This window comes from Paenibacillus sp. Soil750 (assembly GCF_001428045.1).
Taxonomy (GTDB): domain Bacteria; phylum Bacillota; class Bacilli; order Paenibacillales; family NBRC-103111; genus Paenibacillus_E; species Paenibacillus_E allorhizoplanae.
This window is the reverse complement of the sequence record NZ_LMSD01000023.1, coordinates 203,907-225,060: the sequence shown is the minus strand read 5'-3', so window position 1 is coordinate 225,060 and position 21,154 is coordinate 203,907. Positions and strand designations below refer to the sequence as shown.

The 21,154-nt window shown below is 43.8% G+C and carries 17 protein-coding genes; 5 read left to right on the top strand and 12 right to left on the bottom strand.

Annotated elements, in window-relative coordinates:
- Positions 1–59 precede the first annotated feature (59 nt).
- The 9 genes from ASL11_RS21215 to ASL11_RS21175 all read right to left on the bottom strand — a co-directional run bounded on the left by ASL11_RS21215 (position 60) and on the right by ASL11_RS21175 (position 15,025).
- Positions 60–1,538, bottom strand: a complete 1,479-nt coding sequence (locus ASL11_RS21215) for an ABC transporter substrate-binding protein (RefSeq protein WP_056619284.1) — start codon at positions 1,536–1,538, stop codon at positions 60–62.
- Between the two features lie 180 nt (positions 1,539–1,718).
- Complete coding sequence (locus tag ASL11_RS21210) at positions 1,719–3,239, bottom strand: response regulator transcription factor (protein ID WP_056619281.1); 1,521 nt, start codon at positions 3,237–3,239, stop codon at positions 1,719–1,721.
- On the bottom strand, positions 3,232–5,055 hold the full coding sequence (locus ASL11_RS21205) for a sensor histidine kinase (protein ID WP_056619278.1): 1,824 nt from the start codon (positions 5,053–5,055) through the stop codon (positions 3,232–3,234). Before ASL11_RS21205 ends, ASL11_RS21210 begins: the two co-directional genes overlap by 8 nt.
- Positions 5,056–5,216: 161 nt before the next feature.
- Positions 5,217–8,369, bottom strand: coding sequence for a glycoside hydrolase family 2 TIM barrel-domain containing protein (locus ASL11_RS21200; RefSeq protein ID WP_056619277.1), 3,153 nt, complete (start codon positions 8,367–8,369; stop codon positions 5,217–5,219).
- 73 nt (positions 8,370–8,442) lie between these two features.
- A complete protein-coding gene (locus ASL11_RS21195; RefSeq protein ID WP_056619274.1) occupies positions 8,443–10,152 on the bottom strand; it encodes a hypothetical protein in 1,710 nt (569 codons plus the stop codon).
- Positions 10,153–10,233: 81 nt separating this feature from the next.
- The gene (locus ASL11_RS21190; protein ID WP_056619271.1) at positions 10,234–11,103 is read right to left on the bottom strand and encodes a carbohydrate ABC transporter permease; all 870 of its coding nucleotides are present in this window, start codon (positions 11,101–11,103) and stop codon (positions 10,234–10,236) included.
- An 11-nt stretch (positions 11,104–11,114) separates the two neighbouring features.
- On the bottom strand, positions 11,115–12,044 hold the full coding sequence (locus ASL11_RS21185) for an ABC transporter permease (RefSeq protein ID WP_056619268.1): 930 nt from the start codon (positions 12,042–12,044) through the stop codon (positions 11,115–11,117).
- Positions 12,045–12,056: 12 nt separating this feature from the next.
- A complete protein-coding gene (locus tag ASL11_RS21180; RefSeq protein ID WP_056619265.1) occupies positions 12,057–14,000 on the bottom strand; it encodes a hypothetical protein in 1,944 nt (647 codons plus the stop codon).
- Between the two features lie 233 nt (positions 14,001–14,233).
- The gene (locus tag ASL11_RS21175) at positions 14,234–15,025 is read right to left on the bottom strand and encodes an AraC family transcriptional regulator (protein ID WP_235550550.1); all 792 of its coding nucleotides are present in this window, start codon (positions 15,023–15,025) and stop codon (positions 14,234–14,236) included.
- Positions 15,026–15,330: 305 nt separating this feature from the next.
- Between ASL11_RS21175 and ASL11_RS36610 the strand changes: the two genes are divergently transcribed.
- Positions 15,331–15,516, top strand: coding sequence for a hypothetical protein (locus ASL11_RS36610; RefSeq protein ID WP_157257002.1), 186 nt, complete (start codon positions 15,331–15,333; stop codon positions 15,514–15,516).
- A gap of 6 nt (positions 15,517–15,522) precedes the next feature.
- Here the strand turns inward: ASL11_RS36610 and ASL11_RS21170 are convergent, their stop codons facing one another.
- Positions 15,523–16,014: a hypothetical protein gene (locus ASL11_RS21170; RefSeq protein ID WP_157257001.1), complete on the bottom strand. Its 492-nt coding sequence runs from the start codon at positions 16,012–16,014 to the stop codon at positions 15,523–15,525.
- 351 nt (positions 16,015–16,365) lie between these two features.
- On the opposite strand from ASL11_RS21170, the gene ASL11_RS21165 reads away from it, so the two are divergent.
- From ASL11_RS21165 to ASL11_RS35935, 4 genes are all read left to right on the top strand, one after another.
- The gene (locus ASL11_RS21165; protein WP_056619257.1) at positions 16,366–16,770 is read left to right on the top strand and encodes a VOC family protein; all 405 of its coding nucleotides are present in this window, start codon (positions 16,366–16,368) and stop codon (positions 16,768–16,770) included.
- 416 nt (positions 16,771–17,186) lie between these two features.
- Positions 17,187–17,972, top strand: coding sequence for a HipA family kinase (locus ASL11_RS21160; protein WP_056619254.1), 786 nt, complete (start codon positions 17,187–17,189; stop codon positions 17,970–17,972).
- Between the two features lie 264 nt (positions 17,973–18,236).
- Positions 18,237–18,347 carry a YjcZ family sporulation protein gene (locus ASL11_RS35940; RefSeq protein ID WP_082595659.1) on the top strand — a complete coding sequence of 37 codons (111 nt, stop codon included), beginning with the start codon at positions 18,237–18,239 and terminating at the stop codon, positions 18,345–18,347.
- Between the two features lie 384 nt (positions 18,348–18,731).
- The gene (locus ASL11_RS35935) at positions 18,732–18,842 is read left to right on the top strand and encodes a YjcZ family sporulation protein (RefSeq protein WP_082595658.1); all 111 of its coding nucleotides are present in this window, start codon (positions 18,732–18,734) and stop codon (positions 18,840–18,842) included.
- Between the two features lie 112 nt (positions 18,843–18,954).
- Here the strand turns inward: ASL11_RS35935 and ASL11_RS21155 are convergent, their stop codons facing one another.
- Together ASL11_RS21155 and ASL11_RS21150 are read right to left on the bottom strand one after the other, a co-directional pair.
- Positions 18,955–20,649, bottom strand: coding sequence for a putative thiazole-containing bacteriocin maturation protein (locus tag ASL11_RS21155; RefSeq protein WP_082595656.1), 1,695 nt, complete (start codon positions 20,647–20,649; stop codon positions 18,955–18,957).
- Positions 20,650–20,838: 189 nt separating this feature from the next.
- Positions 20,839–21,123 carry a 50S ribosomal protein L33 gene (locus ASL11_RS21150; RefSeq protein ID WP_157257000.1) on the bottom strand — a complete coding sequence of 95 codons (285 nt, stop codon included), beginning with the start codon at positions 21,121–21,123 and terminating at the stop codon, positions 20,839–20,841.
- Positions 21,124–21,154 lie beyond the last annotated feature (31 nt).

The window sequence follows — 21,154 nt, the reverse complement described above, 5'->3', positions numbered from 1 at the left end:
TGATAGCAAGACAAAGATCAGGTGAATGCAGAACATTCACCTCATCCTTAAACTTGCCTCTATTTTTTGTTAGCTGCTTTCCAGGCGTCAATTTGACTTTGTGCTTCCGTCATAATTTTATCCAGCCCGGCTGCTTTGAATTTCTCGTTTGCAAGCGGAATGTATTTATCTGGATCAACGGTCCCCGTCATAAGTGTTGCCCAGAACTCTTCTTTCACGTTCTGTACAGCGGCGATTTCATTGATTACTTTGGTAGGATCGAAGTTAAAGCCAAGCAGTGGGGCAGGTACGCCTGTATCGTTAAATTTCTTGAATTCTTCCCATTTGTTCTCAGGGTCTTTGACATCTCTGTATGTCAACAGCACATTACCAAGGGAGAATGTAGGCATATCATAGTTTTTGGATGCCGGTAAGTTTTCCATGGTGTCATTGCCAGCTTTTTTGTAGTGCTCACCTTCAATACCAGAATCGACCATGTTGCGAAGTACAGGATCTGTGTTGAGCAGGTTCAGGAATTCCATCGCTTTTTCCGGATATTTGGAGTTGGCTGAGATCGCTTGCATGGAGCCCATTACGGACCAGTTGTAAATTAAAGCTGGGCTTGCTGGTTTGGATACAACAGGGTATCCATAGCTTGCTGACCAAAGGTTGTCCGCGAAAGGTTGATTTGTTGCTTTATCGGAGAACCACTTGCCAGTCACTTGTACATCATTCAAGGATGTCAGCGTGGATGCTTCTGTTGGAATGTAGCCGGCTTTGTAATATTTATTCATTGTTTTCAAAGCTTGTTTCATTTCTGGTGTATCTAAAATGTTAACGACTTTCAAATCTTTGTTGTCTACGCTAACTGCCATTGGCATTTTCTCAATGATGTAATCGTATGGCACATACGGCATGTAGTTTTTATCAACAGCCAATCCGTACGTGTTCGGCTCTTTGGCTTTAATTACTGAAAGCAACGGTTCTAAGCTTTCCAGTGATTTCACGTTATCCAGACTAAGGTTATATTTATCAGCCAGGGTTTTGTTGAAACGCCATACGTCTTGTGCTGGCAGCTCTTTATTAGCTGGAACACCATAATTATGTCCATCTACTTTGGAGCCGTTAAGGAAAGCAGGGTCCAATGCTTTGACAATGCCTTGTCCATTTTTTTGCAGCAGCTCGTCAATCGGCTTGAATGCACCTTTACGCGCATTTTGCACATAATCAAATGCCCATGAAGACGTAAACATAATATCCATAGGTGTGCCGGAAGCGGTCATTACTTGCATTTTTTGGGCATAATCGCCCCAATCCGTCATATTCATCTTCACCGTAACACCGATTTTCTCCGCGGTGTACTTGCTGACTTCAGCCATAACGCGATCCACATCTTTCTGTGGCGTTCCGATCGTATACCAAATTAATTCAACGGGTTTATTCGCTGTCGCATTCCCTTTCGCATCATCGGCATCTTTACTGCCACAAGCGCTAAGCGTCATAGAAACCGCTAACGTCAATCCTAGTGTAGTGACCAAGTTTTTTTTCATTTTGCTCATTTTTTGAGTCCTCCCTAGTGAATACTCGTTCGTTTGTCTATGCCCGTAGGGGCTATATTTACAGTACTGCATGAAAGCAATTACAAATAGACGATAAACTAAATGAACCCTGTCTAAAATAAAGAAAAAAACGCTATCAAATCATTTTCGCACAAAAAAAAGACTGCTTCTAAGTTTTCCCTAGAGCAATCCACGATAATCCGTTGGCGAGATGCCAACATACTTTTTGAATTGTTTATAAAAGTAACCCAATTCGGAGTAACCTACCTCTTTGGCAATCTGATGAACCTTTGCATGCGTTGTCTTGAGCAGTTCTTTTGCCTTCTCAACTCGGAAACGATTCATATACTCCGTGAATGTCTCATTAATCTCTTTGTGAAACAACTGCCCTAAGTAAACAGGATGGATGTGGTAGTGGGAGCCAAGCATTTTGAGCGAGAGCTCTTCGGCATAGGACTGTTGAACATATTTCAATACCTGCTGCACAATCGGACTTCGAACATCCGAAATCAAAAAGCCAATTGTCGTCTCGGCTATCTCCAGGATGGCAGCTTCCAATTCTTCCAGCGCGACCGCCTCGCGAATCTGTTCAAAGGCAAGATGATACGCCTCCAGTTCTTCGGTATGACGGATTGCTTTGATTTCCAACTTGAAATGAATGACCATCTCAAAGGCGATATTCTGAAAATCGTGCGGCGTAATGCCCGGCAAAGCTTGCATTCGCTTGAAGTCGTTATGAATAGAGGCACGCAAGTTTTCTATATCTTTGGCAATAATAAGCTTCGCATAGGCCGGCCAATCAATGATCGAGAAATCCACCTTGGGATTGTCTTGATGCATAGCCAACTCCTGATAATCAATCACTGGCAGCTCAGGATAAATCCAGAAATACTCCTGTGCTTTTTTGGCGGCTTCATAGCTTTGCGCGACGCCATCCGGCAGGTGACCGACGGTCCCTATCGAGATGCGAACCGATTGGTCTTGAAGCGCGGTATGAAGCTGATGAAGCAGTGCTATCAGTTCTTTTTTGCCTTCTACTATGTGATCTATGGATGCAAGCAACAGAACATCTCCGTCCATATCACGGAAAACGGTCACCCATTTGTAGGCATCCAGCCGTCCAGCGATAAATTCCAGGCCCTTATCTGCATCAACAGGCATTCGCAGAACGGCTGCGACCATATAGGTACTTGCTAAGTTGATGCCTAAAAGTTCTGCACGCTCATAGAACTCCAGCGGCGCAATCTGCTGCGTCAACCAACGATGCAGCGTGTTGTCCTTCAAAATTTGCTTGCTGTATGCCTGAACCAACTGTGTCTCGTTCATGGTATTCAGCTTCTCTACGGTATTTTGCAACGAAGCCTTGAGTTCTTGAATGTTAATGGGCTTGAGTAAGTAATTTTCGATGCCTAGCTGCATCCCCTCTTTCAAATAAGAAAACTCATCGAATCCACTGAGTACGATCACTTTTAATTCCGGATGAACCGATCTGGCGTGCCGAATCAAATCCAGTCCATTCATAATCGGCATGGAGATGTCTGTCACCAAAATATCGACGGATGTTTCCTGCATAGCGTCCAAAGCCTTCTGTCCATTGCTGGCGTGCCCCACAATCTCCAATCCAACTTCCGCCCAATCAATAATGTCATACAACCCTTCGATAATGAAAGGTTCATCGTCCGCAAGAAAGACCCTAAACATCGTCCACCTCCGCTCCACCGTCCATCGGCAACCAAATATCAATGGTCGTTCCTTGGCCTGGTTCACTATGTAATTTCACGCCGTATTCACTGCCATAAAGCAGTTTAAGCCGTTGATTGATGCTTCGCAACCCAAAAGACTCCCCTTCCAATTCCTCATCTTGCAGAAATAACGCCAATTCATTGAGTCGCTGTGGTGAAATCCCATTGCCGTTGTCTTCAATCTGCACATGGAGAAACGCCTCTACCTGCTTCACCCGGATATGAAGCTCATTATCTGAGCTTTCGCTTCGCAAACCATGCACAATGTAATTCTCAATGATCGGTTGCAGCGACATCTTCATCACACGCACAGACCCGAGCCGTCGATCCCAATCCATGGTATACGTAAATTTATCCTTATATCGAATTTGAAATAGTTCCAGGTACAGACGACAGGCTTCCAACTCATGTTTGAGCGTATAGATTTTCTTCTGTTGGACAAAACTTCGGAACAGCGCCGATAAGCTGTAGATCATTTCGCCAACGTCATGTGCGCCTTGTGAGATTGCCCGCATCCGAATCACTTCCAGCGTATTGTAGAGGAAATGTGGATTGACTCTAGCTTGTAGCGCCGTCAGTTCCGTCTGTTTTTGCTTAATGTTCGCCTTATACACCCGATCAATATAGAGGTTCAATTCCTCAATCATCTCGTTAAAACTTCGGGATATTTGCCCGATCTCGTCCTCCCGCACATCGGGTATCCGTACACTTAGATCACCTTGCTTCACCTTGCGTGTGAAACGGATGATTTGATTGGTCCGCTTGGCGACACTCATCACAACCAGGAACGGAATTAGAATGGCGAAAAAGATACAAATCGCACTGATGAGGAAAATCGTACTGCCGATTTTCTTCGAGGAAGCATCTAGCTCTTTGCGGGGGATGATGCTAACCGTGCTGAAATTCCCCTTGCTTTGCGTAAGCTTCGTCACATAGTCGCCTTGGCTGGAACCACCATTTTCATACATCGCATTGATTTGATCCATATGTGGATAGATCTTCCCAACGTTTTGATTAGAAGAATCGAACAGCACACCGCCGTCCGGGGCCAAGACAAGAATCATCCCCTTCAGCTCGTCTTTATCGTTCTGCAAAATCTTCCAAATCCCATCCGTACTAAAATAAACGACCTGCTGGCCAATCGTCTTCAGCGTTAACTTGTCCGTGATTGGCGTTCGAATCGCATACAGGTTGGGATCCCATTGTCCGATCGCTTCACGCACCCAAATATTTGGCAATTCCACACTCTTGCTTTCGAGAGCCATCACATCCGGGATATAAGAGCGTGCGCGATTCGCGGTAACGAATTTCATCTGCCCATTTTGCCCCAGCGCATATAAAGTCTGCTGATCCTCGCTGTATAGCAGCAAATTACGGATATCTTTGTTGTCTTCCACCTGATTTTTAAAATATTGCAGCCCATCGCTCCACATGCTGTTACCGCCTAAATTATACTGCTCCAAACCGTGTTGGACATATTCTTGAAAAGGATGCTGCAGCATAAATGACACACCTGAAGCCAGCGAGCTATCCCGATAGAGGCCAAATAGGATTGACTGGGCTGAATCATATTTTCCACCCAAATAATTGTTAACGTTCGTCAGCGCTTTCTTCTGTATATCCAACTCTCGATTGATCGCCGCTTGAGACATCGAGTAGTACATAAAATAAGAAAACGAAATAATCGTTAGAACTGTAATCATGGAAAAGAGGAGCAGCAGCCTCATAAACAAATTATTTTGCAAATAGTTCCGATATATCTTGCGCAGCACCATCCAGTTATCATCTCCTGCTGTTAATCGGGTACATTATAGCATAAAAATCTCGGACTGATGAATTTCGGCCCACTCGCACAGAAACCTAAAAGAGCTGCCGAGAGGCAGCTCTTCCAAGTTAAACTATCATTAGCCGTTTTAGATTAAAAACAACGCAATTGTTAATGGATAAATCGAAGCCAGCCGATGTCGATGTTGCAGCCGGGAAGAAAAATGAGTGACACGGTGTTTTTGCCTGTGATCGATTCGTCTAGACTGAACACGCTACTTGCGTACTCATCCCTGATTTCCACTTCTATCATTTTTCTGATTTCACGCTGGCCATCGGTAAACACGAGCTGTATCGAATTTGGTTCTATTTTTGAACGCCAGCAAATTTCAATTTGTCCTGCACCTAATTCACCGAAATCCATATTTTCATACACGAGAGATACGTTATTCCCTATATTTTCAATCGTATCTTCATGAATGGTAAAGCAATCGCCATAAACCCTTGTAACTTCAGTGGCCTTCAACTTTTGGAACGCCTTTTGATACTCGGCAAAGGTAAAGCCTTTGATGTGTACCTTTTGTCTAAACACAAGGCATAAGGTGGTCAAACCCATCAGTCTTCGCGGGAGCTTACAAACCACTTCCTGGTAAGTATTCCAAATTGATCCTTTATCATAGTGGATGGTGCTGAGATGCTCGCCTCCATCCAAAGGCATTCCCTCCCAAATCTCAAAAGTAAAAGGGTCTTTACTCAAAGGGAATAGAGGCAAAGTAATCTCATCCGACCCGTAATCTCCAAAGTCCAAGTCTTTAAACCCGACATGACTTTCGCCATCTCTTAACGTAGCTATGCCACGCTCATTGCCATTGGTCAGCTCTACGTTGCTCGCATTGTACAGTCCGCCGGATACGAATTCATAAGGATTAATAAAGGTCTTTCCTAAGCCTTGAATTTGCAGGGTAATCATTGAGATAAAAGCAAAATGGTTTCCGCCATTTTTAGGGGAACACCGGACATAAACTTCGCCGTCTCCTCTAGGCTTGATAGTTGCGCTTTGTCCATCTTCAGATACGACAATCGTGGCCAACTGGCTATCAATACCAGCGGAATCTGTGACCCGCCAATATAAGTCGCTATAGGTTGCATGTTCTGGAAAAGTCTTTGCCCTCACATGGTAACCATCCACTGTTAATTGGATTTTGCGAATAGGTACGTCACTCTGCTCTAATTTTGCATGAATGATAGGAACGCTATGACCAACCCGCTTTACGATGGCCAGCAGCTTCCCGCTAAAGAGCCGCCTGGAGTCCGTCTGATACGGGTCATAGTCCGTAGCATCGCCGTTATCCAGTGCGAGCAATGTTCCGCTCTCGACGGATACCTGGACACGACAGTTGGCATTTTCAACGGGATTGCCTTGGAAATCCAAGGCTGTAATCGTTGAAAAAAGAAGCTCGCCTATGATTTCGTTCTCAAGCTGCAGCCCTACAGCATCACCAAAAGATGTTCTGCTCTGCTTTGCAATCTGTTTGCCGTTTTCATCGTATGCCACCGCGCGAAGCGTTCCAGTGCGATATTTGATTTGCCAATCCGCAACAATTTTATCGTGATCCAGCGACACAATACCTTGACTTTCCTCATTTACAAACAATTCGACTTGAGCAGCGTTGGAGCAAACTCTTACGTCGATGACCTGACCTTCCGAAAAATCCCAGTACGGATACAGATGGACAAAAGGCTCTTTTCGATAGTCGGTCCATGCAGCTTTAAACAAGTAATACGAATCTTTTGGAAAGCCTGCCGTATCTACATGTCCAAGATAGGTATTCTTGGTGTGGTAAGGTGTTGGCTCGCCAAGGTAGTCCTGGCCTGCCCAAATAAACTGTCCAAGAGAGAAAGGAGTGTCTGCGTCTGCTTTGATACACCATTCCACGCTTTTGGCTCCCCAGCTTGTGGCGCTGTTGCCAAGAGCCGAACATTGCAGATCATCGTCCGCTAAAATTGATTGTGACAGTGGAAAATGATAGATACCACGGCTTTGCACCGTGGAACAAGTCTCGCTGCCATAGATGATCCAATCCGGATGATCAGAATGATGCTTTACGTATAATGGCTCAGCGTAGTTATAGCCGATTAGTTTGATAACGTCGGCGCATTGTTGCGTATTTTCCCAGGGCATGTAGTTGGAGCATAAGGTAACAGGCGCATGAACATTGGGATCATGCTTTTTCACCAATTCCATGAGGTAAGTCATCGTTGCTTTTCCAGACTCTGCATCTGCATGCGTATCATGAACTTCGTTGCCAATGCTCCACATGATAATCGAAGGATGGTTGCGATCACGGCGAATCCAAGAGGCCACATCCTTTTCCGCCCATTCATCAAAGAAACGCGCATAGTCATGTTTCGTTTTGGGACGTTTCCAAACGTCGAATATTTCGCTCATGACAAGGAAACCCATTTCATCTGCAATATCGTTGAAAATGCTAGCGGGCGGGTTGTGAGCTGCACGGATGGCGTTTACTCCCATTTTACGGAATATCTCAAGCTGCCTGCGAATAGCGTCCGGGTAAACTGCCGCACCCAATCCCCCGAGATCGTGATGGAGGCAGACGCCATTTAACTTGACATGCCTGCCATTGAGAAAAAATCCCCGATCTGTCGTAAACTCGATCGTCCTGAAGCCAAAGCGGGTATCCACTGTATCTGTCATCTCACCGTTAACAAAGAGTTCGCTTCGCAGGGTGTAGAGCTGGGGTTTCTCAACGTCCCACTCTACAATTTCGTCATTCTTTTCTAAAAGCGTGTGGTGAACCTGATAAGGCATTCCTTCGGTTTCTACTTCCACATCTACTTCGTAACTCCACTTACCGCCCACTTTACGGGTCGTAATATAGATGCCGTCAGATACGAAGTGACAGGCGTTTTTTACAATCAGAAACACATCCCGATATATGCCAGCCCCTGTATACCATCGGGAGTTTGGCGCTTGATGAACGACCTTGAGCAGAATGGTGTTTATGCTGTCTTTGCTTATAAAACCTGTAATATCAAATTCAAAAGCCGTGTACCCATACTTCCACTGACCCACCTCTTTGTCGTTAACAAACAAGGTACTGTCCATATACACGCCATCAAAGCGGATCAATAGACGCTGTCCGTCTTTTACGTTACTTGCGTCTAGATCACGCTTGTACCAACCGATGTCATCTTTGTACAAATTTTTTGTATCTGCAATCAACCAGTCATGAGGAACGCTGACGGGTACAAACTCGCTTGGCTCCCCTTTTGCAAACTGCCAACCATCATTCAAGAGCTTCATACGAATTCCATGCCTCCATAAAAGCCTAGAGGCTTGCATCTGCAAGCCTCTGGTTTTTATCAATTTTAGAATGCTATTTCAGCTTTGTTTCTTTTCCGAAAGCTTTCTCCCATGCGGCTGTTCGCTCGTCGATAATCGCTTGACCGCCTGAACCGAGGTAATCCTTCATGCCCGCGTCATAGACAGCGTCAAATTTGTCAACAGGTGCCACAACAGCCTTGTTCAAGAGCGTATCACGTTTCTCTTTAAGTGCTTGACCTTGCCCGTCTTCTGCCTTAATAGCACCCACATTGGCATTCTTACCTACACGTCCGTCATGAGTTGTAATTTGATTCGCTTTCTCAATATATTTGGCGTCAATACCAGCATAACCGTTGGCAATTGATTTGACTGTCTTCGCTGGATCGCCAAGATCAAGACCATTGCTTGTGATCGTGTAGTCGATGTTTGCTGGAGAGTTCATAATTTTTTCGCCTGTTGCTGCAATTGTCTTCACGGAACCGTCAGGCAACGTTTGACGAGTAACGCCTTCTTCTCCAAATTGCAGGAATACGCGATTGTCAAGCTTGGAAATCCAATCTAAATAGAGTAGAGAAGCAATTGGTTCTTTGTTTGTAGCTGGGAAAAATATTTTACGGTCAACAGGACCTGATAAAAATTTCTTATAAACACCAGTATCGTTGGCAAATGGTTCAACAGCAATATAAGCTGCATCTGGGCCAACAAGCTTCTGAATGCCTGCCTGAATGCTGTCAGCGCCGTTACGATACGGGTAATCCCAGTTGTGCATAAATGCGCCTACATAGCCTGCTTTCATGAGATTATCTTCCGTTTTATCTCCGGCAGGATAAAGTGCGAAATCCTTCCAAACCAGACCTTGGTTATACCACTTGTTTAACGTTTTTATGCCTTCTTTGTAGTTCGGGTAGAGGAAACGTCGATCGTCAAAGTCGTGCGTGTAGATGTCCTTGTCTGTTATATTAGAAGGCACGTAGGCCGCAGTCAAATGATCTGTACGCCAACCGACGTCAAAGCTCGTTGAAAAAGGAATCATCTTGGCGGCATCTTTTCCTAAAAGTGTGGAAGCGTTGTCTTTAAATGCCTTTAGCATGTTTTCAAATTCTGATAACGTTTTTGGCGCTTGAAGATTGAGCTTCTTTAACCAATCCTCGCGCACAAAGGTATTCGTGCGGTTAAGGGTGTTCAAACGAGACTCTATGGCCCACAAGGTTCCTTTGCTAGGATCCTTGTCCCAATAGATGTTTGCTTCAGTTAAATAATTCCACATGTTTGGCAGAAGGTCTTTGTTATCTTTGAGAAGAGGGCCTAGGTCAAGGACACCACCCATATTGGCGTACGTTTGGATTGTTGGATAAGAGTAGGTGAGACTGATATCCGGCGCTTGATTCCCTGCCAAAAGGTTGTTAATCGCCTCGCCCTCTGTCCAACGTGGAACAGGAACAAAAGTAACGTCTACATTGTGGTCACGAAGCATTCCGTCTTTGATATATTTTGTATAGACGTTGTTCTCTGGTTTGGTTCCCCCGGGATTACCACGGTCATAAACCTCTACCTTGATTTTACGAGTCTCCTTGAATTTGAAACTGGCATCGAGACCTAGCTTTTCTAGTGCTGCGTTGCTGTTGCTAGGAGCACTAGATGCAGGCGCTGAAGTTGATGGAGTTTCGGATGAAGCTGGTTTATCGCTGGTGGTACATCCTGAAAGTGCTCCAGCAAGAATGGTACTAGTCGCTAGAACGGACAATGCTTTGCGAAATTTCATGTTTATTCCTCCTCATTCTTGTCTACTATTTCTCATTGATTTATAAAAATTGACGTAGCCAATTCCTATCATGCCGTTAAATTAACCTTTTACCGCGCCGATTGTGACGCCGGAGATAAAGTATCTCTGCAGCCACGGATAAATGAGCAAAATCGGTACGGTTGCAAACATAACTGTTGCTGATTTAATCGTTTCAGACAGGCCTGGGCTTGAAAAGCCTTCCTGCGTAGCCACCTCAATACTGCTGACACTATTAAGTATGTTGTAAAGCAGCAATTGTATCGGGAAGTAGGTTCTATCGGACATAAACATCAATGCATCAGAGAACCCGTTCCAGCGGCCTACTGCATAGAAAAGAGCCAGCGTTGCAAGCACAGGTGCGGAAAGCGGTAGATAGATGTTGATGAGTACCCTAAGAGGTCCTGCTCCATCGAGTTCAGCGGATTCTCTAAGACTCTCCGGAATCCCGAAGAAGAAGCTGCGCATGATGATAACATTGAATACACTAATGCAGTTTGGCAGAATCAGTACCAACGGATTATTGAGCAAGTGCAGCTCTTTCAACAGCAAGTAGGTTGGGATTGTGCCTGCACTAAAGTACATTGTAAAGATAATGAGTGCCGTGATAATCCTTTTCCCTTTCAGGTTGTCATAGGTAAGCGGGTATGCACACATAATTGTCATTAACATCGACCAAAGCGTGGTAATCACGGTTAGTATTGCTGTCCATAACAACGCCCATGTATATTTGGAATCTCCAAGTACCGTTGAGTAAGCATCGAAATTCAGTCCTACAGGCAGAAGAAAAACTTCATTTTTCACCAAGGAACCCGCAGAGCTTAAGGATCGTGCCAATATATTCAACAACGGCAGGAGACAAACTAAAATACACAAGAAACACATGAAAGCGATAATCCAGTCTCCGATTCTAGTCCCTTTTGATTTAATCATGTTACAGCCTCCTACCAGATGCCACGTTCGCCAAATTTTTTCGCCAAAGCGTTTGCTGCAAACAAAAATATGACGCACACAACGGATTGAAATAGACCGACGGCAGTGGTGAGAGAGAATTGCAATCCACGAATACCGTTGTTATAAACGAATATGGAAATAACGTTAGAAACTTCTGAGACAAGCTTATTGCTGAGTGCGTAAGGTCTGTCAAATTCACTGCCCAATATGCGCCCAAGGCTTAGAATCAGCATAACAATGATCGTAGGACGAAGTCCTGGCAGCGTAATGTGCCAAATATTTCGTAAACGACTTGCTCCATCCACCGATGAGGCCTCGTACAGTTCTGGGTTGATCCCTGTAATAGCAGCCAGATAGATGATGGTATTCCAGCCGCAGCTTTGCCATATGCCCAGTAAAATATAGGTGACCACCCAATACGAAGGTTCATTCAGAAACGGAATTGATGCAAAGCCCATCTTGTTTAGCACGATGTTGATAAGCCCTGTAGTCGGGGCAAAAAGCTGTAGTGCCATACCTGAAATGATAATCCATGATAAAAAGTGCGGCATATAGACGATTGTTTGGGTGAATCGCTTAAAACGTTTGAAGGCGAGTTCATTTAAAAGAATAGCCAGAATAATAGGTGCAGGGAATCCAAATAGTAAGTCAAGAAAGTTAAGACCGATCGTGTTTCTAAGTGAATAAAGAAAGTCGCGATTGGAAAATGCCTTAATAAAATATTCGAACCCATTCTTTCCTGCCCACTCCATCTCCGATGGGCTTTTTACAATGCTATAGTTTTTGAATGCAATTTGAATATAGGCCATGGGTATGTAACGGAAAACGAGAAAGAAGGCAATTGGGAGAACCAACATTGCATAGAGTATCCAGTAACGTTTCATATACCTGAACGATTGCCTTTTATTTGTAATTTCCATATCTGCACCACCTTACATATAAATTTTTCTTCCCTTTTCATCGTCAATTCCTGTTTTGCGATAGAAATACGTATTCACTTGATCTCGCCACTCACGAGCATTGAGAAGTTGAAGTTGAAGTCGCGCTTTCACCGAGTTAAAGGCTTCCTGTGGAACTCGGTTTTCCAGAGTCTCCCAGGATTGTAACAATGCTTCCGCTTGCTGAGCACCCTCAAAGTGACTGTCATATATGTACTGAAGCAAGGTTCGTCCGTCTTTCATTTTGTAGTCGTACCGAACTCGATGGAAAAACAGCAATAGTTCCTCAGGACAACTTTCTATATGGTCATACATCCTTTGTAGTGACTCTGGATACTGAAGTGTAAATCCCGTTCCTTTGGAAGTTCGATCGACACCAATCGCATCAGAGCTTGCTCTGTGATAAGTCCCCCAATTGGAAAACTCATAACCGTCAACATTAGGCCCGTAGTGAGAACTTGGATTTACCATAAAGCCAATACCAAGAGGAGCTGTATAGCTCTCATAAATCCCTCTTGATGTAAGCAGCATCTCTTCTATCGTTTGGCGTCCATGCTCATCTGTTTCAAACGTAATTCGAATCCACTCACAGATCAGCTCTTTAGCAGTAAGTTCCGGATTCCAAGCCATTCTCCCGAAAGCGTACAGATTGCACTGTGCAAGGGTGTTGCCTGTCCAGTTCATGTTATTTCCTGTATTTGTAACCGCTGTCACAGCAACGATTTCTTGACCAAACAAGCTTTTCAACTGCTTCCCTTTGTTAACTTCAGTTGTCAAAATTTCTTCCCACTGTACAGCTAGGCTGAACAGGTCGATTTGCTGGCCTGTGTACTCCTGAGCAATTTGAAACTCAATGGCCTCACGAGTGTTTTTAAGGTTTGAAAAAAGAGGCGATACTGGCTCTCTCGTCTGAAAATCTACTGGGCCATTTTTGATTTGAAGAATGACGTTCTGATCAAATGTACCATCCAGTGGCTGAAAGTGCTTATAAGCCGCCATTGGACGATCGGTTTGTGCATCTCTCCAGTCCTGCTGGCAGTTATACACGAAGCAGCGCCAAAAGACCAACCCTCCAAATGGAGCGACCGCTGCGGCAATCGTATTGGCACCGTCTGCTTGAGTTCGTCCAAAGGCCTCCGGACCGCCTCTAAACTCTGAGTCCGCTTTCACCAAATAACCTAAAAAGTCTGGGATTTTATCGTATACAACTGCGGATTGAACTTTCCAAAATTCCTTTACTCCCGCATCCAGCGGATCAGAGGTTGTAAGCCCGCCGACGATCATCGGTGCGTCAAAATGTACGGATACCAATAATCGAATGCCGAAAGGTCTAAACAGTCCAGCTAGTTCTGCCATGTCAGAAAGCAGCGGTTCAGCAATCAGACCAGCGCTTACTTTGTTCACGTTCACATTGTTAATGCAAATTCCGTTAATCCCGATAGAAGCCATCATTCGGGCATAATTTTTAATTCTTTCTTGATCGTAATCAAATTTATTATTATGGAAAAAGAAAGAATTACCGGCATATCCGCGTTCAATGTGCCCATCCATGTTGTCCCAATGATTAATAATTCTATAGTCCACTTTGGGTGCTGAGTGTTCATGAATCTTTTCCATGCTCTCTCCAGTGGCAAGCCGGTTTAGGAAACGATAAACACCATATAAAAGCGCATTCTTACTGCCGCCTGCGATTTCGAATCCATTTTCCAGTGGGGTAAGTGAAAACTCCTCATGCTCCAGGTCATTCATTTTTAATTGCAGCGTGTACTCATCGCATTCTTGAATTTCTCCCCATAGGCGAATTAAACCTAGACGACATTCTTGATGGATAAAATCTAAATCGAAGCCTGCACGGATTCGCAAAGCTTTAGGCTCTAGACTGGATTTTGGCTGCAGCCAAGCATTGTATTCGGAATATATACGTCTCGCGTGATCCATGATGCACCTCTATCGCATAAATTAAAGCGTTTTCATAAACTACAACATATAGGGTGTGAATTTAACATTTTATTCCTATTAAGTTCATCGTTCAGCACCTACAAAGATAGCCAAAACACTTTTGTTTCTTAATTAAGAATTTAGCATTCAAGATATCTTTCAACAATAGTCTGAATATAGTTAACCATGCCTAATTAAAGATATTATTTGCAAAAAAAAAAGACTAGCGTAAGCTAGTCAGGTTGATTTCTGAGACAGTGTGACGGTGAATATCCTTTGATCATTTTAAATTGCTTTCGAAAATGCGACAGATCGCTATACCCGCAACGCTCTGCAGCTTCGGTTACGTTGCATTCACCATTTTGCAGCATGTCCTCTGCATGGTTAATTCTCGTTTGCGTCAAGTATTGATTGACCAGTATGCCCGTTTCATTTTTAAATAGTGCCCCAAAGTATACGGTATTGAGCCCTACGAGATTTGCAATCTCTTTTACAGTAACATTGCTCGCGTAGTTTTCAGATATATAGTTGATAGCCTTTTTTACCCGATAATCTGATCTTGCGGGATCTTTTTTTAAGAGAATCAGCTCATACAATCTGTGCATAATGACAAGTAGCAGACCTCTGGCTTTTGTGTGATACCCAGTTTCCTTACGAACCCAGGCATTGGATAACTCGCGAAAGAGCCCGATGAGGTCGCTTTTAATCCCAATATGCGTCAGCAAAGGAAGAGGCAGGTCGGCTTGTTGTCCGTTCATATCATAGAGTTTGAAGTTAGCGGAATATACGTTCATAAGGTCATCGACAATGCATCGGGCCATACGGATACTTCCGCGTGGAATGCAGAGAAGATCACCGCGTTTCACCTCGTATTGTACGCCATTAATTGTATAGATTCCTCTCCCTTCTATGACATAGGTGATGTCACAAAATGAGATTTCATTTTTGGCGATTTCCCAGGTTGGCGTGCACTTTCTATATATTAAGTAGCCGATATCAGGAACTAAGAAATCATTAATTTCCACTGACAAGTTGATCTCCCTCCCAAATAATATCTTTAATTTATACCCTATAACTTTAGTTCAACCATTGTCAACAAAAAATGTAAACGCTATAATTCGTTTGGAAAAAAGGGAGACCAAACCTATCATTTACCTTGCAAACTGAAATAGCCCTACGATTTCTCGTAAGGCTAATATCCATTACTGTATTTTCAATCCTAAGACAACTCCGACGGAAAATGCTTCCGTCGCATGCAGCACCAGCGGGTCGTGTGTCATTTGGTTCTGACTCGTCCGGTGTTAATTTCCCCAGCGGTGTTGATATCTTCGTGTCCAGCAACATAACGGAAATCGGTTATCCCGTGAAATCGCTCAAAAACAGTACAAATCCAACCATCGATCTATCTTTCGTAACTCGGACAGGGCCGTATATTACATGTAAGATTAACACAGCCAAGACGGCTTGGTGGACGAATCTGGTTTTGATGATTGGCAAACAACACGCATGGAGATAACTGGATTTACCGGAAGCGTCGACAATTTTTCGGGCATTGTCGCACATTTTTTTGCGACAAGATCCGTATCGTTTTTTTTACATCGGAAACATTGAGGAATGAGGCGTTCTGCTCTCCATCATACATTGCTTTCACTTTTACCTTGCACCAAACTGCGCCGAAGATGCTATTGAATACACCTGGAACATTAGGAGTAATATTTTTCACTTGAACGACTTTCTCTTCTCTGAACTTAACGCCAAAAGACTTTAATATACTTCTGACGATCCAAAGATCGCTCGGGCTTTCCGTATCGGGTGAACCAGCTACGAGCCTAAGACTATTACTGTGGTTGTGTTTTTTAATGACAGTGATAGCGGTTATATTCACACGTTGCCTCGCAACCTTGGCCAAAATACAACTTAACATACGATCTTTTGCAAAAAAGCTAAATTGTGTACGGATGGAATAGTTGAACTTCAATTCAATCACCCCTATGCATATTTCTGTATTCATCATATGAAATGCTGCTAGTGATGATTGTACAAATGAATTGAAAAATTTGTCTGGTCATTTGTTGCATACAATAGTTGAACCGACCTCACTTTTTTCTTATCATACGTCGGGAATGAGATAAAGCACTTGTCACCTGACAACATGGGACTTGCTGAACAGCTACACCAAGGTTGAGATCGAATTCGGGAGTAAGCCAAAAAAATGTTAAAACACTACTGACATACTGTTGTCAGTAGCGTTTTATTATAATCGGAGTAAGTAAACATAAAGGAGTGGGAGATAAATGCGAAGTATTCTGGCCCAAAATGAAATGATACGGTATTGTATCATTTATTATAGAAAGGATGGTATCTCGTGAATTTTGCTTCTGTACGCATCATTACCGACGACGTGGATCGTCTCGTCAAGTTCTATGAGAAAGTCATGGGTGTTTCGGCGGAACGCCCCGCACCCGTATTTGCCGAACTCGTTCTGCCATCGTGCACCCTGGCGATCGGCCACTCCCAGACAGTGCAACTGTTCGGCGCTGGTTCCGCAGTGGCGGCCGAAAATCGCACTGTCATCATCGAGTTCCGCGTCCACGATGTCGACGCCGAATACGAGCGCTTGAAGCCATTTGTCAACGAGTGGGTAAAGGAACCAACCACGATGCCTTGGGGGAACCGTGCTGTGCTGTTTCGCGATCCCGACGGCAATCTGGTTAACCTCTTCGCGCCGGTGACCGAGGATGCGATCAAACGGTTCAGTGGTAGGCGCTGACGGACAGTTGAAGTGAGTGAGGCCTCAATTTGGGGAGTGACAACGATTCGTATGGCCATTTTGGCCGAATGTGCCTATAACATTCCTCCGATGATAACATCGTCTTTCCCATTATGGCAATGAACCCGAATGGCGCAACACGACTACCAATGTGTATATATCTTATGGTAGAAACTATTCCAATTTGTGGTCATTATCATTTAGTATGTAAGAATTAACATGTCAAGGGAGCAGCTACGGCTGCTCCTTTACTGTTTTCAGTACTGCTTGCTTTCTGGTCTCAACCCTTATTTATGATAAGGTTCAGCGCGATTCAGCAATGGCAAGTTAGAAAAATAATATCCCTTTTGTCCATACTCTTAAATTATTATTGAATATTGTAATGTTAGATTCTATCAAAGAAGGGTTGCTGAGCGATGACATCATTAGAACCGATAAAATATTTGGAGACGCTGTCTGGAAAAGCCGCACATTTGTTGTCATTTAATGATGGAAACCGTTATGCGGTAAAATGTAAAAACAATTTCCACGGAACAAGGGAACTGGTAAATGAATTCGTGATCGCCAGATTAGGGCAATACCTTTCTTTGCCTGTGGTGCCATTTAAAATAGTGAATATGACAGAGCAGCAGATACAATATATCCCGAAAAAGTTTTCTTCTAAATACAATCCAGGCACACAATTTGCGAGCCTATTTATAGACAATTGCAGAGGCCTCTCGAAGGAACCTCCTCATCCGACTAAAATGGATATCAAAAATAACCAAGTATTAGCCGGAATTTTCGTATTCGACCATTGGGTGCATAACTCTGATCGTACAAAAAGCAACATTCTTTTGGAGCGACTACCGGAAGGCAAATATGATATTCACATGATCGATCACGGTAAATGTTTTCCGGGAGGATATAAATGGAATAAAGCGACATTACAAAAGCACGATAAGTTTAAAAAGGATTCTATCGTTCATATTTGGACTATGGGCATGCTTGAAGATCCATCGATACTCTCTTCATATATTGAACAGATCCTTGCTTTACCTGAAACCCTCATTGAAGAAGTAATTCGGGATATTCCTGAGGATTGGGGTGTACCGATTCAAGACAAAGAGGCCCTTATTACTTATCTCAAAGTACAGAAAAAAACATTTGCCGATTCGGTGTATCAATTTGCGAAAAAATATGGAAGGGGCTTAATTTTTTGACGGTGGTGTTACCACGCTACACTGTTCTTCGTATTGCGAACTGGAATATTTCCTGTAGGCCAATATTCCGGTTGCCGCGGAGAATGACATCAAGATGGCCACTTTCGGATACCAAATTTAGCTGCAGCAGAAAACATCCGAATTCTTTTTTTTTCGAATGCCGGCTATTCCAACAATTTATTTGGTTCATTCGTCCAATCAATCACTATTTAACGAACATATTTTATACCGTAGTGATATATCACCTGAGGGGAATGAGTAAACATGGGAGCAGTAGGTTATGGTGGAAGTTGTGCAGGGTACGGCACAAGCGCAGCAGCTATTTTGGTTCTTTTTATTCTTTTGGTTATCATCACATCAGCTTTTGTATGGTAATTCCTTAACCCAACACAAAGAATCAATATGAGAAAAAACGGCCGCGAAATAAAACACGGGCCGTTTTTTTCGTTGTTCTTATCATAAAAAGGTCGCCCTTAATCTTAATCTAAGGGAGACCTTTTTTTATGGTAATTGAGGGTTGAAATATGAGACGAGTGGGCTGTGGGGGCTTAATATATATAAGATTCAAATTTTTAAATAATGCGTGGGCACATAGCGGGAATTTCCGGTTATTCTTTTTCAGGTGTTATTACATACCAATTCTATTTTACGAATACCGGCTATTTAAACACTCAATTTGGTTCATACGTCCAATCAATCACTTTGTAACAAACATATTTTATCTCGTAGTGACAAATCACCAGAGGTGAATGAGTAAACATGGGAGCAGTAGGTTATAGTGGAAGTTGTGCAGGTTATGGTGCAAGCGCAGCAGCTATTTTGGTTCTTTTTATTCTTTTAGTTATCATCATATCAGCTTTCGTATGGTAATTCCTTAATCCAACACAAATAACAACTAGACAAAGTCACCCTTCATCTTTAACTCAGGGTGACTTTTTTCTGTACGCTAATAACCCGTCTCCCACAATCATAACGATAGCACTCAACGGGATTCCCCATCGCGCAGCAACACGCCAAACACTCCTGCCATTTCCTCTTTCAAGAACGGTTCTACTGCTAGATCCAAGACCAATAGTCGCTTACGGTTCCGTTCCAAGACCTGCAAGGCCGACTGCAGAACATCCGATTTTAACGTCACTTCACATGAAGGGATCTCCAAGATTAGCGGCAACTGTTCAACTGTATGAACCGACGATACCTCCAACACTTTCGATGTGAGGCAAGCCGGTTGGTTTTGTGCCACCAACAAAGCCTGCTGCAAAGCATCTCGCAATGCCAGGGTCACATTCAAGCCTACACCGCCATACCAACGATCACTTGTACCGACCCACATCACAGGGAATCCGAATATTTCATCTCCTAAACCAAACATGGGTGCTCCCTTCATCGTCGTCAGAGCCTGCAAATAAAACTGGCAATATATATCTTCTATAGTAGATAACTGTACTCGAAAGACAGAAGGCAACTGACATGCCATTCGCTTGCCCAGTACATCGGCCAAACTCCGTTGTAACCCTCGGCTAATGCCTTCCGCAACCGTTTCTCCCGCTCCAACGCCGATAAATTCATGCTGATCTATCTTGTTGCCCTCTGATTCCTGATAAGATGGAAGCCTCAAAACGAGCAGGCAAGCCATTCGCGACACATACGCTTCAATCCCGACCAGCCCCGCTTCCCGCCTCGCTCCCTCATGCGTCAAATTTGTACAAACAATGTCTGGCAGAAGACCAGCCGGCCCTTCCGATAGCGGATCGACGGGCTGAACGCGACACTGAGAGAGCGGTAGCTGCTTTAAGTCGCCTTCCTCCCAAATATGAAAAATCCCTGATACAGTCGATGTCAATCGGCTGAAGTAAGGAAGCAATCCGTTCTCACTTTTGCTTAATCTCCGTTCGAGCTGCAGATCGATATCGTGAATCCATTCAGCTGCAGTACGTCCGGTCACAAGCGGATGGGGCATAAACGAATGCCATTTTCCTTCCAATGTTTCCAGATTAAGCAGGAAGAATTGATTCCCTTGTTCCGCATCGTTCGCTCCCGTAATCTTTTTTAATAATTCAAACACGATCACATTTGCTAACATCGCTCCCGCTGTGGAAGAAAAGGTGTGCAGCTGAGGGTTTTTATAAATCACAAATTCGTGAATGTTGCGAAACGCTGACTCCCAGCATCCCTCAAAGTCCGGATGCACTATCGGCCCCGCCAGACCCACCTGCTGCAGACATATTGCGGGAAGAAACAACTTCCTCTCCTCCCTACAAATCGCGTGAAGAACCCGGAGATCCTCGATATCACCCTCCTGTGACACAAACAAAATTGAATCAAACGGCCTCACAGCCTCCCGCAAACTACTAACCGCTTTCTTCTGCAGGGTAACTTCCTCTATTCTCACCTTGGGGTCTGTTTTACGGGCATGTGCCGCCAGTTCTTGTATCCGTTGTCGATCAGTCGGCCCTGTGCCAGAGACTAGAATGTGAAACTTGGTCATTCCGGATACAAGCAGCTTAGAAATGACCGAGATCAAAAATGGACCAGAGCCGACCGCCAATACTTTGGCCTGACGATAGGACTGAAACCGGTAAGCACCAAAATTACCATAATTGTCCAAAAATTCAATTTGAGAAGCATACTCTTTGATAACTTCTTCCGGCAATTGATGTGGAGTGTCTTGGCCCATATCATTTCCCTCCTCCGGAATTCCCGATCTGTCCCAACTCTTCACAAGTAATTTTATGTACAGCTATTTGTCCCTCATGTCATATACTTAAGAAAAGCCCACTCGAGTTAACCCCACTCAAATAAAGAAAGTTCTATAAAAAAAGGACTGCGCCGAAATAATCTTTCGGTGCAGCCCTCATATTTCAAATTACCACCAAAATCCTGGACCACCGAAGCCAAAGCCTCCGCCAAATGGGAAACCTCCAAAACCACCGAATCCAAAAGGTTCCGTGCCGATTGCTAAGAGATCAAACAAAACCAATGGGATGATCGCTTTAACCTGTACATTTTTACCTTTTTGTGGAGCTACAATCAATTTGTTTCCACTAATTCTGACCAATTTGCCTGATACGACTGTTCCGTCTTTTTTCAGTGCCATAATTTGTTTACCGACCATTTTACGAACGTCCTCTTTCCGAATTTGTGATGTCACGAACGTCCACCTCCTTCTGCCACCAGAGATA